The sequence below is a fragment of the candidate division KSB1 bacterium genome (assembly GCA_034506395.1).
Classification (GTDB): domain Bacteria; phylum Zhuqueibacterota; class Zhuqueibacteria; order Thermofontimicrobiales; family Thermofontimicrobiaceae; genus Thermofontimicrobium.
Genome location: JAPDPQ010000005.1, coordinates 225,812 through 243,618, shown reverse-complemented (window position 1 = coordinate 243,618; position 17,807 = coordinate 225,812). Strand labels below are relative to the sequence as shown.

Below are 17,807 nucleotides of genomic sequence, written 5' to 3'. Positions count from 1 at the left end.
CGGACGTGTATTTTTATGCCATCAGCGCCGGGGAGTTTCGGCAGGTGAGGAAGATGGTGTTAGTTCGGTAAATGTTTTGAAGCCAGCGTTCCTAAACCTGGGAGGTTTAGGAACGCTCGAAATCTGGCAAAGGCAGCTAAACTTTGGAAGTTTGGAGAGGCAGCTCTTTCATCACTCCCAGTCGTTGAGTGATATAATGCAAGTACGGCGCTAGCACGTCGTTGCGGCGCGTGGCAGTCCCGTCGTAGATGATGGAAACGATGGGAATTCCAATATCTTTTTCGATCTTTTTAAACAACGATTCGCTCACTAATCCTGGACAACAGAAGATCGGATTGATATGGATGAACAGCTTCAGGTCTGGGTAATGGTTCAAGAGGCTGAAGATCTTCATCACATTCTGAGCGGTTTCGCCGCCATGGCGTAGCGATAAATTGTATCGGATGAGGTTTTCGAAAATCGAATCGTCAAATGTTGGGAACTCCTCTTGAAAAATTTCGTTGGCGATCTGGAAAAACCGTTTTTCAAATTTTTCCAGCACCTCCACCAGCAATTTATCCCGCAGCAAAGCCAGATATTGTTTTTCTTCTTTGAGATTGTAATTGTGCTTCACGGCCTGCATGCGCAAAATATAGGTGAATGGAGTCGTGACGACCTCAGCGCCGTAACTTTCTAATTGTTTGATCAATTGCTGGTTGAATACATCGTTGTCTCGGACATATAGGTCTCCGATGATGCTCACTTTGGGCCGCGTGCCATAGTTTTCGCTGACTGGAACAGCCGCCAATTGTGCGACAATTTCCCGAAATACTGCTTCTTTGGATTCGCCATGTTGAATACATTGATACAGCTTTTGCCGGCCTTGCTCGATCAATTGATCCGTCTGTCCGAGAATGATTTCGTAGGGACGGATTTTGCAGGCGATCTTGCGCAACAGTCCACCGAGGAGATAGCTGCAATATACATCATAAATCAACTCGAATGGCATGCCGCGCATCTCAAATTCCGTAGCGAAGACCTGGACCTTTTCGAATCCGTGCCCATATTGTTCCAGCAATTTCTTCGCCATTAATGGGTACTGAGGAAAATTGCAGGCCAGTCGCGACAGCGCATTGAGGAAAATGGCCGTTTTTTCAGGCTGGAGTCGATATTTCTCAATTGTTTCAACCGCGGCAGAAGCAATGGCGCTCACCGGCAAGCATTGTCCATCATTCAATCGCAAGCTGGAGACCACACTGGTCGGGGTCTCTTCGATCATCCGGGCGTCATATCCAGCGTGCTCAAACGCAGCAGCGATGAGGCTACAACTCAACGAATCGAAGTTGGGGATAAGGATCGTTCCCCCTTTATAAATGGTGAGCAGAATGCTGCTGGATGCTTTGGGATGAGGGGCCGTGCCACCTTGGCGATAGTGGTTTCGGAATGACCGAACCGCCGCTTCGATCCGCGTCTCGTAGCCGACATCCGAGCCATGCTCATCTAACTGTAACACAAGATATGGCTTCTGATGATAATCCATGATCTCTTTTAAATAGCTCAAAACAAATGAGTCTGGGGAGCATTTGAAGGCAGTCAGGATCACTGGATAGAGCCCGGGTTGCTGGCATGCGTATTCGGCCGCTTTTAGAATATCCGAGGCAAATTTCCAGTGATTCCAGTTCAAATAATCTCGAGTGATTGGGCTGGGCTGCAACTCGGCCAAAGGTAGCATGTCCTGGAAAAACGCGCTGATGCCCATGTCAGCGAATTTCTGGGGGATGTTCTTGCTCATTACCGCATCGAGGGTCAAATAGGGTCGTCCCAACAGCACCACCGAGATGTCATCGAACCAATGTCGTTGTCGCCGATAGAGTTCGATCAATTGCCTCCGCTGTTCTGTAAACCATTGCCATGCTTCCGTGTAAGCTTTTTGAATTTCAGTGGGTGTCTGAATCAATTTCAGCGCTGCGGGAAGGCTTTCGTAAAGCTGCTGGACGTTATAGATCGCTGGTCGCGAAAAATCGATGATGGGCGCAATGCAGCGATCTTTCAATTGCAGCGCTTCAATATTTTGTACCAGCGCAACGGCGTAGTTGGAATAGTAGCAATAGAACTTTGGATTGCTGGGATCGCCACCCTCGAAGCTGTGCGGCAGAAATAGATAATCCACGGACTCACTGAGCTGTTTGACGTGGCCGTGCCAGTAACATAACGGCGCGCAGAACTCCGCCCCAGCAATCTCTTTCCCATTCTCCAAAAATTCAGAGCGAGCCATGGATAATTTGACCGTGTAGCCCAATTTTTTAAAGAATAATTCCCAGAACGGGGCATATTCAATCACATAAAGCGTATTCGGAATGCCGATGGTGATCTCATTTTTGGCCTTGGTCGGCTGAATATCCTCTTGCTGAAGCGTAAAGATCCGATGCCGCAATGAAAGCAGGTTGAGATCGATCAATTGCTTTAATTTACCCAATGGGATATTCAAATTGAGCTGTTTCAACTTGTCCAGCAAAGCATTCAAATTCAGATCTTTCAGCTTGTCTTGCAATAAATCCAGATCGATTTGTTTAATTTTTTCCAGCGAATCCGAGAGATTAATTCTCTTTAATTCCTCCAAGAGATTGGTCAATTTCTTTTCCGCTATTTCGGGATTGAGCTGGCGCAATGCGGGTGCTGGGTTTAAAATGCGCCGACGTTGGCTCAATAGATCAAATCGGGATTTCTGACGGGGAATAAATCCATCACTGGACTCATCGCGACCGCACAGATAGCCCCATACAATGTCCTCATCGGCCATGTGAATGCGCACCAACTTGCAATGGTTCTTACAGCCATCGCAGATTTCATTAATCACTTCTGGGGATTCTTTATAAAATTCGATGCCGCGGAATTTCGATTTCGGAAGGCACTGGGAAGCGACTTGAACATCTGCCACTCGCCTCTCAAAATTCGCCTGGACCGGAGCTTGCGCCAATGCTTGTTGAGGAAGCTGTTCAGAGCGCATTTCCAGTGTTGAATTGGATTCGGGGGAGCTTTTTGGGGTCAAAGCTGAACCATTAGATTTGAGCTCCTCTTTCATGATCAAACAGACGCCTAATGCTCCAGTCAAATGGCAGTATTTCGATACGAAAATCGGCTTCTTCAGTTTTTGCTCGAAGGCCATGACCAGGGCATGATTTTTGGCGGTCGCACCCTGAAAACAGATGACGTTACCAATTTTGTTCAAATGGGCCACTTTGGAGAGATAATTGTCCCGAACCGAATGCAATACGGCGGCTAATAGCTCGGATTTGGAATAGCCTTGGCTCATCAAATGGTTCAAATCGCGCTCCATGAATACGGTGCATCGATCGCTGGTGAGCGGTGAAGCTGTTCCAACAGCCAGTTTCGAATAGTCGCTGAGCGGTACATTGAGTCTTTTCGCTTGTTCCTCGATGAAGCTGCCGGTGCCCGCGGCGCAGACGTAATTCATCACCGAGAAAGTGACCTGGCCATTTTTCAACACTGTGAATTTGGAATCCTGCCCCCCAATTTCGATGATGGTATCGACCTGAGGATTAAGGGCATAAGCCGCACGGGCATGGGCTGTAATTTCATCAATGACCAAGTCCGCATTTAGCACCTTAGCAATAAACTTTCGGCCTGAGCCCGTAGTACCTACGCCACAAAATTCAAATTGGATATCATATTTCTGTTCAATCTCTCGGAGCGCGCGCAGCAACGCCTGGGTGGCTTTGATGGGCTGTCCCATGGTCCGAGTGTATAAGCCAAGCAGTATGTTGTGCTCCTCTTCTTGTGCGTGCATAACAATGGCCTTGGTGCTGGTTGAGCCGATGTCAATGCCCATAAAAATTGGAACCACCCCGGATTGGTTTGGAAGATGATAAATATCCACCTCGACACTATCCGATAGATAATGCGAATGGTCATCAAAATTGGGAAAGACCGATAGCTCAGATTTCAAAGGTGGGAAAAAGTAATGCTTTTCTTGAGACTGTTGCTTTAAAATGATGTTGGGATGCTCAGCGAAACCAGAACATTCAGAATCTTGACGCTGTTTTTGCTGAGCAGTCAGCGCACAGCCGATCGCTCCAGCCAGCTCGGCATGTTCTGGAATCGAAATCGGTCGACCGATAATTTCTGAGATATATTCGATTACTTTTTTGTTTTTTGCCACGCCGCCGACAACGACCACTGGCGAGCGCAATTCGATCCCTTTGATAAGGGTGTCTGTGATGTTGTGGGCGAGGCCTTTGCACAATCCAGCCGCGATCGCGGAGACCGAATATCCTTGTTGTTGACAATGAATGAGATCGGTTTTGGCAAATACGGCACAGCGAGTTGCGATTTTCGGTGGTTCGCCCGAGAAAGTCTCTGCCAACTGACTTAGCTCCGCACTGCCCGAAAGCCCCAACCGTCCTGCCTGCTGATCCAAAAACGCTCCTGTGCCAGCCGCGCAGGAAGAATTAGAAATAAATTTCTGATAATGCCCCTGCTCATCCAGCAAAATCAGCCCAAAGGTCTCGCCGCCAACGGTGAAAATACTGCCCACATCGTTGACCAAAAATTTCACCCCCTCAATGACAGCCACCTGATCGTTCACTCCCAACCCATTGGCAAAGAAATCCACCGCTCGGTGATTAAAGGCGATCTGGCAAATGTTGCTCAAGTCAAGCTGTGCGAGACAGGACTCCAACGCAGCATAAATATTTCCCCGATGGAACAGATAGCCGCTTTGGTGAATTTGCCGATCTTGATCTAATACCGCATAACCCAGAGACACCGAACCGACATCGATTCCCAAATAGTAACGCTCGTTCTTTTTAGCTGGCATTTGCAGTCCCTCCGAAAATTGTTTTCATCCAATATATCAATTATTCGGCAAACTTGCAATCAAAACATCTCTTTGAATGAAGTCCAATTAACGCCGCAGAGGACATTCGAGTTTCCTAATAATGCGGATTTTTGTTCAGCGATCATTACCAAATGAGCTTATTCAGGAATCGATGAAAATTATCCAAAATGAAGAAATTGCCAGCAGCTAAATTTCGCACATGCAAATCCAGCAGCCCTGGGAGTGGTGATTGTGATTTTCTCATATTTGCAACCAGCGATGATGTTAATGCAAGCATAATTTGGAGGACACTGTTGGTCTGCCAAAGAAACGAGGGATTGATTAAATCAGGGAGCCTTTAACTGTTAAAAAATTTTCTTTATCATGAGACACTGATGAAAATCGACCAATCAGAAATTGAAATGGACAAAAACTGATAATGGCAATCGTTGAATGATAACAGCACAAAAATGGGCGCGGTGGGAGTATCGATTCCGGCTGGAGCCCGAGCTCAAGTCAACGATTTTGCAACGCGGATCTTCACAAGCAGCAAAAAGTTGGATACAAGATGAAATCAACATTGCCTCGCCTTATGAGCATAAAGACTGTTTCAAATTCCGCTTGCAACAGATGTCGCAAGCTCCGAACATATTTTGAAGCTAAATTTGAAATCGAGTGCAATAGATTAGGGTTCTGTATATCTTGATTCGCTTGCTGATAAATCGTGATCCTCTTAAAGATGATTTCGGATCGAAAAAAATGCCGAATCCCGCGCCTGCTATTTATCTTTATCGGTGAGATATTTGACTAATTCTACCTCCATCCCATCTTCATGCTGCCGAAAATTGACCTTATCCACTAACATGGACATTAAGTACACACCGCGGCCGCTGGGCTTTTTGATGTTCTCTGGACTCAATGGGTCAGGGAGCTGCTGATAGTCGAAGCCATCGCCTTTATCCTTGACCGATAAAATAATTTGATCTGAAAAGAATTGGATTTTCAAATCTACGAATAGCTCGGGGTTAATTTTGTTGCCATGAACGATCGCATTGGCCAGTGCTTCAGAAAGGGCGGTGGATAGCTCCCCTTTGGTTCGAGCGGAGCAACAATGATGATTTTCGAGCAAAGCATCGAACTGCTGAATAGTTTTGGTGATCTGATCAGTGACACTCCGTATTTTAAAATGAAATGTCCTCTCGGGCCGAGATTGGTCGAGATCGTCTGCATGATGATTGATCAGGGTTTTGTCATAAAGCTCTTTTATCAAATTTCTCATAAATTATCAGAATGATGCCCATTTCCTACGTTGCAAATTACAGATGGCTTACTATGGTCGGTGCAAAGATTCTGTTTTTTCGCCCAGCTAATACACCATTTTCAAGCTACGGATCAGAATTTTTTGCTCAGGGTTCTATACGCAGGTCAGTTCATTTTGATTCAAAATTTCTTGTGTTCAGGTGAAACAATGCATCAGGTTATAACAAACTTGGTTATCAAAGGAGATGTTTGCTCCAGCAAACCAGCTTACAAATTTGCCAATCAACTCATGAATTAGCAAGTTGTATATCCCCAATTTTTCATTCGATTATCTCCCATTCATCTGAGCGCTTAAAATATACAGACCTAATTAAATTATCCTAACAACCGCAATCTATCATGCTATTGGCATTTACCTTGCAGACTGGATAGAGTTAACAATTTGACAATAATCATTTATCCTTGAATAAGCAAAAGGTGAAATTATGATAATTAAATTGCGCTGTTGGATACCGATCGTCTTTTTGTTCATGACTCTAATTCCCTCGTCGACGTCAGCTCAATCGGATACAGTCACAGTCGATCTGGAACTGTTTATTCCCGATAATGGCATTTTCTTTTTAAACGATTTGAATTTGACCAATCTGAATCAGGCGCCGCTTTTGTTCGCGATTACGATTAAAAATTATTTCGCTGTACCCAAGCAATTGGTGCTTCGTTTTGGCATACGACGCGATAACGAAACTTTGATCGATGGAAGAACTGATCCATTTAGCATTGCCCCATTTCCAGGTCAGATCTATTTGACCAGTCAAAACATTTTGAGGGAAGGCCAACAATATTCGATTGAAAATTACGATATTGGGGATGCAGCAGACGATCTGCTGAATACCATATTAGCGCAGGGGAAATTACCTTCGGGAGAGTATCACTTTTTTGTCGAAGTGGAATATGAGAAAAATAGCATTGCCCAACGCGCGATATTCGATGAAGAGATCATTCGGATTCAGATTTCGACGACCCTAGATTTGATCTCGCCAGGACAGCCAGTGGAAGGTGGCGAATTAATGGATTTATACACAACGTTACCGTTCTTTCAATGGCATTCCACGGCGGAACGATTTCGTCTCACGGTATGTGAAAAGCTTCCTTTTAACAATTCCCCTCAAGATGTCATGAATAATGAGCCGAGATTGCAGCAATTGATTGATCGGCGAACATTTTTTCAATACCCGGCTTCTGGCACATGGCCATTGGAACCCGGAAAAACATATTATTGGCAAATCGTCGCCATCACAGAATCGACCAGCGGCCCTGTAGAACTGGAGAGCGAAATCTGGGGATTTAAAATCGCCGATTTGGCAAATGGCGCCGGGACGATGCAGCATCAACAGTTGCTCGGTTTGCTATTATCGATCCTTGGGGATTCCAGGTTAGCAGCGTTGTTCGGAAATGGCGGCGATCTTGACGGTTATAGTTTTACCGGTGTAATGCTGAAAAATGGACAAAACCTACCACAAGAGGAATTGATGGCAATTCTGCAGCAGATCCTGAATAATAAAATTGTCATCGAACGAGTAGCGATCGAATAGCTGGTTTTGGTCTGCAGAAACAATCTTTCTCGAGGAACAGCCAATTCAAGGTTTTAAACGGATTTTTTTATTTAGGCTGCGATGGGTATTCGGTTGCGCGTTTGTTTTTTGACGTAATTAGCGCGACAAATTTTTTAGAGATCATTCGAATTTTTGAACTGCAACAGGGACGTGACCACAATGAGGTATTTGAATTATTTCATTTTGATTATCGGGCTATTCATCATCGGTTGGACTGCGCCTGGTTGGACGCAGACCAGCAAGGATATTGCCATTATTTTGAAATCAAAAGGCGAGGTGAAGTTGCGGAAAGAAAAAAGCAAGGACTGGCGCGATGGCCGGGTCGGAACGCGACTTGATTCTGGGGACATGTTAAAGACAGCCGAAAATTCACTGGCTGCGGTGATGTTCACAGATGACAAAAGCCTGATCAAGGTGCGGGACAATTCTTCATTGGCGATTCGGGGAAAGCGAATCGAACAGTCCATCTCCAAACGAATCATTTGCACCCTTGGAGAATTTTGGGTCAAAGCCACGAATCAACAGAGTAAATTGCTCGTGGAGACGCCTTCGGGCGTGGCAGCGGTGAAAGGAACCGAATTTTATGGAATTGTTGATGCAGAGGGGAATACACAGATCATCGTCGTGGAAGGGATTGTGCAACTGCTGAACAAATTGGGTGAAATTTTGATTCAGGCGGGACAAACCGGAAAATTGACCAAAAATGGTGCTCCAGTTGCATTCAATACTGATCCCAATTCTGTATTAAATTGGGCGAAAGAAAATCGGGATGGAAACGAGCTGTTGTTCGAGTTTCAGGACAGCAATGGCAATAAAAAGCATCTGAAACTGATCTATCATTAATGGGTTCTTGGAGAGATTATGAAAGTCGGAAGCGGGCAGTTCTGTTTGATTATTTTTGTCAATTTCATCATATTTTTGGGAGGATACGGTCCACTTCAGGTAGCGCAGGCACAGAGTGTGAGGGGGATCGTCCATTTTCCAGAGAAGACAGCGGTTGAAGGGGAGGCTGTGAGGATTGAGGCGCGGCTGGAAGACCCAAATATTCAAGTTCAATACTTTCGGCTCTATTATCGACAGAAAGGCCAGTCCAATTTTCAGCATGAGGAGATGGTTGAGCAAGCCAACGGTTTTTTCGGTGAGATCCCCGGCTCCGAAGTGAAGTCGCCCGCGATCGAATACTTCATTATGGCAGTGTTGCGCAATCAAGCGATGGTTACCAGCCCGGCGTCCAATCCTTATTATGCCCCTTACGAGATTATTGTTAATCCGAAGGTAACTTCTATTGGTCAGCAGCCGACTAAAGAAACCATTCCCAAATCCCAGAAACCTCCTGACGCTTCGCCAACTAGGAGCGATGAGTTTCAAATCATCATTCTCAGTCCCGAACCAAATGAGACACTTGCCAGTAATGAAGTGGTCATTGCGGCATCGTTTGTTGGAAATACAAAAATGTTGAGTCTGAAATCTGTTAGAATTTACTTGGATGATCAGCCAGTCACCAGCCTTGCTGAAATCACCTCGAATATCGTTTCCTTTGTACCCAAAAATTTGGGCGCTGGAATTCATCGGGTGAAGATCACGACAAAAGATAAGAAGGGCAAACCGCTGGATAGTAAAGAATGGCAGTTTTCTGTTTACTCAACGAGAGACCCATTCCAAAATCGAAAGCAGCGTTCAAACTTTAGCGGTCGGATCTACGCTGAATGGAAAAACGAGCATATTAGCGATAGTACCCTGTCCAATCAGAATATTGGGGGTAATATTCAGGGCAAATTCGGTCCAATTGAGTATCGGGGAATGGTCTATTATACCTCCCGAGAGAATCCAAGATTTCAGCCCAGAAACCGATTGCTCCTTGAGGCTGGGACTCCCTGGATCGGTGTAAAATTTGGGGATACCACGCCTCGGTTCAATGAGCTAATGCTCTGGGGCAGCCGTGTTCGTGGGATCGAAGCCTATTTGAAGCTGGGACTTTTGAATGTGGAGTTTGCCCAGGGCCAACTTGAGCGGCCGATCGAAGGTCAGCCGATGATCGCCATCGCAAGCGACTCCACGCGATGGATCCATCCGGTGAGCGGGGATACCGTGCGCTCGACAACTGGCATTTACCGTTATGGGACTTATGATCGGAGGGTGCTGGCTATTCGGCCCAGTTTCGGTGGGGGCAAGTATTTTCAATTGGGGCTGAACTTGGTCAAGGTCAAGGATGACCCTCAATCCGTCCGATATTCGACCCAACCGAAGGATAATATCGTTTTCGGCCCGGATCTGCTGCTGGCGTTTGACAATCATCGCATCGAGCTCAAAGCCAGTGCTGCGTTCAGCTTGCTTGCCAATGACATTTCCGAAGGTGCCATGTCTCAGGCAGACTTGGATTCTGCCTTCGGAGAGATCCCATTCGATCCATCCCAATTTGAGCAATATTTTGTGCTCAATACTTCATTGATTCCATTAGATCCGTCGCAGCTAACTTCATTAGCATATCAGGCCAGTTTTAAATTCAATTATTTTGGTCAAAACATTTATGCGGTTTATAAATCGGTTGGTGCCGAGTTCTATGCCTTGGCCAATAATTATATCCGAAAAGATATCCAGGGCTTTTCGATTTACGATCGCATTCGCCTCTATCGGAATCAGGTTTTTCTCAATTTGGGCTATGAGAAATATCAAGAGGGACGCTCTTATCAAGATGACGGCGAGCCTTCCACAGCTCCTACCGAACTGTCGGGAATGAATATTGGCATTTCCGTGTATCCGAGGGCAAAGTACTTGCCCAAACTGATGCTCAATTGGAAAAATTTGTCTCGCGATAACGGATTGGATACCACGATCACAACTCGTGCCATCAACTACCAAAATCGAGACATCTCTTTGCAGGTGGCTTATGATCTGCCACTGCTGGGGGTGAATCATAATATTTCCCTTAGCTACATCACAGCCGATCGATCGGATGGTTTCAATCGTTTGGGAAATACGATGGCCAATGACATTCAGATGTTGTCGTGGCGAACCAATTATCAGATCCCGCTGACGACCGTCATCAGCTATGCAACGAACCAGAACAGCGCTGGTGCAGGTTTGTCTGATTTCAAATATCGAATGTTCGGTATCGCGGCAGATTATAAGCTACTCGATCGCCGGCTCAGCTTGCAGGCTGGCTGGAATACAACTTCAGCCGTGGGGACCGTCACGATGGATCAAGACAGTCTGGGTAATCCGCTGCCGCGACCGATCAGCTCGGACTATACAGATCACCAGCGAAATGCGCTGACGATTGGGGCTGAATATCGCCCGAATCATCAACATGCGCTGCTGTTGGACATGTCCTTTATTGATTTTGATGATAAAATAACAGGCCATTTTCAGGATCGAATCTTTTGGGTTCGATATGAATTTCGCTATCAGCGATAATTGAATTGGATCATTTGACTAAGTTTCTAACTGGTTTATGAAATTACCTGTCGGAAGGTGAAGGTAAAAGAAAGGCAGAGGGAAGCCCCTATCCTTCTGCCTTTCCGATCTTACTTTCGAGCAGGATTGGAGAATGCTAGTTTTTGGAAAAAATCCTGATCTATGCATTTAATAGCCGTCCATTTTCAAGGAGCATCACAATCAGCGCGGTTAGGAGCTAATTGGATAATGCAATCGATATTTAATTTCAAGCTTTCAATTTTTAAAGTGGCTCGATGAAACAAATTCACTTAACTTGCCCATAGTTGCGCAATGAAACAATTGGTTCAAAAACTATGGCAGGGAGGAATCATATTTGTTATCGCAACGATGCTATTCGCTGGGTTGCTTCAGCTTTTTGGGGTTTATCGGCTATTAGAGCTCAAGAGCTATGATCTGAGATTCCGATTACGAGGCAATAGAAATGTCACACATGCTGGCATCGTTCTGGTAACCATTGATGATCAATCATTTTTAAGCCTCAAAAGCAAGTGGCCATTTCAGCGGCCCTTTTATGCCCGAGCAATTCTCAATCTATTTCAGGCTGGCGCTGCGCTCGTCGTGCTGGATATTGAGCTGACTGAACCATCGAATTTAGATCCAAACGATGATGTTGTCCTCGCGCAGGTCATCCGACATTTCCCTCGCGTAATCCTCGCAGGAAAACTGATTGCCGAATATGGCAACAATGATGTTGTCAATCGCTATGTCCTAAAACCGTTAAGCGAGTTCCTATCCGCAGGTGCTCACTGGGGATTTGCGAATGTTTTTCTGGATGAAGATGGCTTCATTCGCCGTTATTGCTTATTTCAGGACCAGAACAATACCCGAAATTTCCCCTTGGCAATAGAAGTTTTGCGCTATTTGCAAAAATTGACTCCAAAGGACATTGTGCGCGATGCAGATCACAATCTGAAAGTCGGCAAATATTCGATCCCCATAGTCGGTGCTGATGCGATGTTGATCAACTATGCGGGTCCCGCTGGCCATTTCCCAACCTATTCGTTCGCCAACGTCCTTGACGATGCGCGATATACCCTGCCAGACTCGGCCGAAGACACGGATATTTTCGAGGTATGGAAATCGTCAGGTGTATTCAAAAACAAGATCGTTTTTATCGGCGCCTCGGCTGATGAACTGCAAGATAACAAATATACTCCCTATTTTAATCAAAATGGCGTTAAGCGAAAAATGCCCGGGGTTGAAGTGCATGCCAATGCGCTGCATACAATATTGAGCCGCGATTTCATTCGTCCCCTGAATCCATGGCTGATTTTGTTCATCATCGTCTGCCTGTCGGTCATCGCATTTTTGTTAACGTCGGTAATGCGCCCATTCCTCGCATTGATCGGCGCAGCAGGGACGATTTTCGGTTATTTGGTGCTCAGCTATTGGCTATTTTCAGAAGTGAACCGCTGGGTACCAATAGTTTATCCGATTATCAATTTCAGCTTGTGTTATGCGGTCAATCTGGTTTTCAAGATTGTCCAAGAGCATCAAGAGAAGAATCGATTTCGGAATACCTTTCAGCAATATGTTGCTCGAAACGTGGTAGAATCCATGCTGAGTACCGGGGAGCTCCCCAAATTCGGTGGGGAGCGGAAGAGGCTCACAGTGATGTTTTCTGATATTCGTTCATTTACCACTTATACAGAAAAATATCCGCCGGAGGTGGTGGTGCAGCGATTGTCTGAATACTTATCCAGCATGGTTGACGTGATTTTTGATAATGGAGGCACTTTGGACAAGTTTGTTGGGGACGAAATCATGGCCATTTATGGCGCGCCCTATTATTATCCTGATCATGCGTTGCGGGCTTGTCAGACGGCTCTGGACATGATCGCGGAATTGAGGCGGTTACAAAAGAATTGGTCTGCTCAGGAGATCGAATATTTCCAGATAGGGATTGGCATCAACACTGGCAATGTCATTGTGGGCAATCTGGGATCTATTCAATTGTTCGATTACACGGTGATCGGTGACGAGGTCAATTTAGGTGCGAGGTTAGAGGGAGCAAATAAACATTATTCAACATCGATAATTATCAGCGAATCCACTTATAATGAAGTAAAGGATCAGGCGATCGTTCGCGAGTTGGATTATGTGCGGGTCAAGGGCAAACGTCATCCCGTCAGAATCTATGAGCTTCGCGGAATGCATTCCGTCCCATCAATCGAGAAGGAATTGATTATCGATGTCTATCATTATGCTTTGCAACTGTTCAGACAGCGGCGCTGGAATCGAGCACTCAAGGAATTTCGTCGCATATTGCGCTATTTTCCCTCGGATGGACCATCGCGGGTCTATACCTTGCGTTGCCTGGATTTCATTCAAAATCCACCAGCCGAGGATTGGGATGGTGTTTTTGAGTTTGCTTTTAAATGAATATTCAGTGCGAGGAATTCAATAATTTTGTCTGCCAATCAAATTCGATCACAAACACAAGTTAACGCAAAGGACTCTAGCTGAAGATGAGTCAAAAATTCGATGGCTTCGATTGGAGATGACCAAGGAATTGAAATGGGGTTGAATCTCATTGTCCATTAGTTCCATTCAAAGAGATTAATCTGATTATAGATGTCGATCTAAATGTTCGATGTCTAAAACGAAAATCATTTTCCAATGAACATCGGTATCGATAGAATTAAGGTTCATTTCACTCAAAACCAATAATGCCCCCAATCTATTCCCTGTTTGAGGGAGAAAGGAGTTATGAGTCATGATGATCAGATCTAGCAAACGATTCAGTATGGCATTGCTGTTGGGGATTATTTCGTTGCCGCTCTTTGGTCAGCAATGGTCAAATCCGATTTTGATTTCCAGTGGCGACACCCCTGATATGGATATAGATCCGAACAGTGGCAATGTCTATATTCTCAGTATGACCAATGGCGTAACGCTCACCAAAGTCAGCCCAAGTGGAGCCATCATGAGCCAAGAAAAAGTGCCTGGAGCAGAAAACGATCAAGGTGAGTGGCATTTTGGAGCATCAGTAGCCGTCGATATGAATGGTTATCCCCATGTTTGCTATCGGGTCTATGAGGGAGATGATCCAGATGGTGCTCCGACATTTTCTGTTTACTACATCAAAAAAACTGCTACTGGATGGCAGAACAAAATTCGTCTCTCCCAAAATGTGCGGCGCGGCTATATGGTCCGCATCGATGTAGATCGAAATAACATTGCCCATGTGGTTCAGGGATTCATTTTTGACGAAGAGGGCAGTATTCATGGACGAGTCAAATATTTTCGGATCAAAAATAACGCCATCGATAAGCAGCATGAATTGGGATCAAACCTGCCTTACGTCTATCGGGCTGACGATCGGATCGAAATAACCACACGTTCTCCAAACGAAATCCACATCGTGTCCGGTATCCCAGATCCGAATGGCAAAGTATACTATTTCTATTCAATGGATGGAGGAAATACATTCACCACATGGGGAGACATCCATAGTGCCCAATGTTTTGGCCGCAATGGTAGCCCAGATGTAGCCGTGGATTCCACAGGCTATGTCCATATCTGTTATGGGGCTTCCGAAGACGAGAGTCGTAATGGGCAACCTTCGGTCCGTTATGTTAAATTTCTCAAGAATTCAAAGTTAGTGGACAAAGCAGCCACTCCAGCGGGCTATTTGGTCGATTGGAAGATCGGAATGGGGTTAGGCTCGATCGCCGCCAGTGATGACGGTCAAACGCTATTGCTCGCTTTTTCAGAACAGCCTGGGGGGAAGTTGTATACTATATTGTCTCACGATAGCGGCGCGGTGTGGCAGTCGCCAGTTGAGATTGTATCTAAAAGCGGCAGTGCAGAAGGGAGGAACAAGCATCTGGTTCGATCATTTGGACAAAAATTCTACCTGGTCTATCCCTCCAATTATAATGTTTATCTGCGCATCCTCACCATTCCGACTAATCAATCTCCTATTGCGAATGCTGGAGGGCCTTATGTCGGCAATGAAGGAGATCAGATCCAATTCAGCGCTTCCCAGTCTTATGACCCAGATGGCATGATCGTTAAGTATGAATGGGATTGGCAGAATGACGGCAGTTACGATACCACTACCACTTCAAGTATTTGCCGATATGTCTATGAAGATGATTTCAGTGGCCAGGCTAAATTAAGAGTGACCGATAATGGCGGTAAATCTGCTACCAGTTTGGCCAACGTCACGATTCATAACGTCAGTCCGAAGGCTAATGCAGGAGGGCCGTATCAGGGAATGCCCAGGGAAACCGTCATTTTGAAAGGATCCGCCACAGATCCAGGGAAGCGGGATATATTGACCTATGAGTGGGATTTGGACGCCGATGGCATCTTTGAGATCATTGGACAGACGGTGCCAGTTTCTTATCCAAAAGGAGGTATTTATCTGGCGGTGCTCAAGGTCACTGATGATGACAAGGGTTACGGTTTAGATACTGCCAAAGTTCAAATTATCAGCCAACCACCCGTGGTCTCGCCAATCCCATCCCAGACCGTCGCCGAAGGGACTCCATTTCAGAAAATTCGCCTCGATGATTACGTCACTGATCCAGATGATGCAGATGCGGATATTTTCTGGCAAGTGGAAGGAGCCAAGAATTTATCTGTATCCATTGATGCGAACCGAGTCGCCACAATTGTCCCGCTGGATGAAAACTGGTTTGGCAGTGAGACGCTTCTCTTTATCGCAATGGATCCGAGCCAGTTGAAAGACAGCACTTCTGCCACTTTCACCGTCACCAATGTCAATGATCCCCCGCAGATTGCACCGATTAAAGATCAAGTCACAGATGAAGGGAAAGATTTTGCTCCGATCCATCTGGATAATCATGTCAGCGACCCAGACCATAATGTGGCCGAGCTTAAATGGCAATACCTGAATGCGATGAATTTGAGCTGCGAAATAACGAATCGCATTTTATATGTCAGACCTCGGGATCCAGAATGGTCAGGACAAGAGCGGCTGACTTTGATCGTTACGGATCCTAGTGGTCTATCGGATACGACCACCATTCTGTTCATCGTCCACCCAATCAATGATCCACCCGTCGCATCGAAAATTCCAGATCAGGTCAAATATGTTGGCGAGGCATTTGAGCCGATATCGCTTGATAGTTTTGTGGTTGATGTGGATCATCGTGACGAAGAGCTGCGTTGGAGTTATGCGGACAATAAGAATTTATCGGTTAAAATCTCGAATCGTATTGCATCGATTGCTCGAACTGACACCAACTGGGTTGGCAGCGAAACAATTCAGTTTATAGTGACTGATCCTTTGGGAGCATCCGATACGACCAGCGCTACGTTTACCAGCAAAGCCCGGAATCATCCGCCAGTTGTCACGCCGATCCCAGATCAACAAATTTTGGAGGGGCAGAGTTTTTTGCCGATCCATCTGGATGCGTATGTGAACGATCCTGACCACCGCGATGATCAGATCACCTGGATCGTTACTGGAAACAAAGAGCTGATCCTCAGGGTCGAAAATCGGATCGCCACTGTCCTCGTTCCTAATCCAGATTGGAATGGCAGTGAAATTATTAAATTCAAAGCGGTAGATCCAACAGGACTGGCTGATAGTTGTCTGACGCTGTTTCGCGTCTTCCCAGTCAACGATCCGCCAGTGCTGGCAGCTTTTCCAGATTTTCAGATTTTCGAAGATGACACGTTGATTTGGAGCTACAGCTACCTCCGATCGAGAGTGACGGATCCAGATAATGATTCGACCGACTACCAATTCCAGATAAAAAATAATGTGATGCTTAAATGGCGAGCTGAGGATGCGAAAGGACGAATCATCATTTTTGGTCCGCCGAACTGGCATGGGCAGGAAACCATTACCGTGCAAGTGTTTGATGGCGCAGGTGGTAGCGATACAAAGCCGTGCAAAATAACCGTGCTGAGTGTACCTGATAATCCAGAGCCGTTTACGATCATTAAACCGAATGGAGTGGTCATTTCCGCCTCTGAAGATTCCATTTTATTCCTTTGGCACAAAAGCCATGATCCTGAAGGTGGAAGACCTATGTATCAATTGAGTATCGCGGATGGTATTACCTTCGGCCATGTGATCGATCAATATAACTACATTCTTGATACCAGCTTTGTCTATGTGCCGAAGCTCCCTTTGCAGAGCGGAAAGTATTATTGGCGAGTAGTGGCTTTCAATGGAGTCGGATCAACGGCTTCGAATATTGGGAGCTTTGAAGTTTCGACGACGAGTGTAGACGCTGATAATTTCAGCAAATTGCCCAAAGATTATGCACTCTTTCAGAATTTTCCTAATCCTTTCAACCCGGAAACGCGCATTATTTATCAATTACCAGAGAAAACTTTTATCATTCTGGAGATTTTCAATTCGTTGGGTCAGCGAGTGGCAATTTTGGAAGAAGGCATGAAAGAAGCTGGTGTCCATACGGCCATTTGGAGCCCACATCACGGGATGGGCCAGAGAATTCCCAGCGGCGTGTACATTTGCCGGTTGAAAGCTGGAGGCAGACTATTCGAAAGAAAGATGCTGCTTTTGCAGTGAAGCTTGTGGAATTTCGGTTTTTTAGACTTGGGAATTATCACGAACTATCAAATCCGGGGCCGCTGCTTCAAATAAGAAGCTGCCCCGGATAATCACAAGGTACTTACTGTGCTTTTAATAATCCAATCGTGTTGTATCGCGTTCA

At 45.6% G+C, this 17,807-nt stretch carries 7 protein-coding genes; 5 read left to right on the top strand and 2 right to left on the bottom strand.

Translation table 11 applies throughout. The annotated features are described in order from the left end of the window. Positions 1 to 136: 136 nt before the first annotated feature. Positions 137 to 4,816 (bottom strand): acyl-CoA dehydratase activase, encoded by a 4,680-nt coding sequence (locus tag ONB37_05550; GenBank protein MDZ7399613.1) that lies wholly within the window; start codon positions 4,814 to 4,816, stop codon positions 137 to 139. A 778-nt stretch (positions 4,817 to 5,594) separates the two neighbouring features. After that, complete coding sequence (locus tag ONB37_05545) at positions 5,595 to 6,095, bottom strand: ATP-binding protein (GenBank protein ID MDZ7399612.1); 501 nt, start codon at positions 6,093 to 6,095, stop codon at positions 5,595 to 5,597. 466 nt (positions 6,096 to 6,561) lie between these two features. On the opposite strand from ONB37_05545, the gene ONB37_05540 reads away from it, so the two are divergent. The 5 genes from ONB37_05540 to ONB37_05520 all read left to right on the top strand — a co-directional run bounded on the left by ONB37_05540 (position 6,562) and on the right by ONB37_05520 (position 17,662). After that, positions 6,562 to 7,668, top strand: coding sequence for a hypothetical protein (locus ONB37_05540; GenBank protein ID MDZ7399611.1), 1,107 nt, complete (start codon positions 6,562 to 6,564; stop codon positions 7,666 to 7,668). A 180-nt stretch (positions 7,669 to 7,848) separates the two neighbouring features. Beyond that, positions 7,849 to 8,532 (top strand): FecR family protein, encoded by a 684-nt coding sequence (locus tag ONB37_05535; protein ID MDZ7399610.1) that lies wholly within the window; start codon positions 7,849 to 7,851, stop codon positions 8,530 to 8,532. A gap of 18 nt (positions 8,533 to 8,550) precedes the next feature. Further along, positions 8,551 to 11,103: a hypothetical protein gene (locus ONB37_05530; protein ID MDZ7399609.1), complete on the top strand. Its 2,553-nt coding sequence runs from the start codon at positions 8,551 to 8,553 to the stop codon at positions 11,101 to 11,103. Between the two features lie 312 nt (positions 11,104 to 11,415). Further along, complete coding sequence (locus ONB37_05525) at positions 11,416 to 13,527, top strand: adenylate/guanylate cyclase domain-containing protein (GenBank protein ID MDZ7399608.1); 2,112 nt, start codon at positions 11,416 to 11,418, stop codon at positions 13,525 to 13,527. Positions 13,528 to 13,861: 334 nt separating this feature from the next. After that, positions 13,862 to 17,662, top strand: coding sequence for a PKD domain-containing protein (locus ONB37_05520; GenBank protein ID MDZ7399607.1), 3,801 nt, complete (start codon positions 13,862 to 13,864; stop codon positions 17,660 to 17,662). The last annotated feature ends 145 nt before the right edge of the window (positions 17,663 to 17,807 follow it).

Excerpts from the sequence above, each read along its gene's own strand:
- ONB37_05550 (MDZ7399613.1), bottom strand. The coding sequence starts at position 4,816 with ATGCCAGCTAAAAAGAACGAGCGTTACTATTTGGGAATCGATGTCGGT.
- ONB37_05535 (MDZ7399610.1), top strand. The coding sequence starts at position 7,849 with ATGAGGTATTTGAATTATTTCATTTTGATTATCGGGCTATTCATCATC.
- ONB37_05545 (MDZ7399612.1), bottom strand. The coding sequence starts at position 6,095 with ATGAGAAATTTGATAAAAGAGCTTTATGACAAAACCCTGATCAATCAT.
- ONB37_05520 (MDZ7399607.1), top strand. The coding sequence starts at position 13,862 with ATGATGATCAGATCTAGCAAACGATTCAGTATGGCATTGCTGTTGGGG.
- ONB37_05525 (MDZ7399608.1), top strand. The coding sequence starts at position 11,416 with ATGAAACAATTGGTTCAAAAACTATGGCAGGGAGGAATCATATTTGTT.
- ONB37_05530 (MDZ7399609.1), top strand. The coding sequence starts at position 8,551 with ATGAAAGTCGGAAGCGGGCAGTTCTGTTTGATTATTTTTGTCAATTTC.
- ONB37_05540 (MDZ7399611.1), top strand. The coding sequence starts at position 6,562 with ATGATAATTAAATTGCGCTGTTGGATACCGATCGTCTTTTTGTTCATG.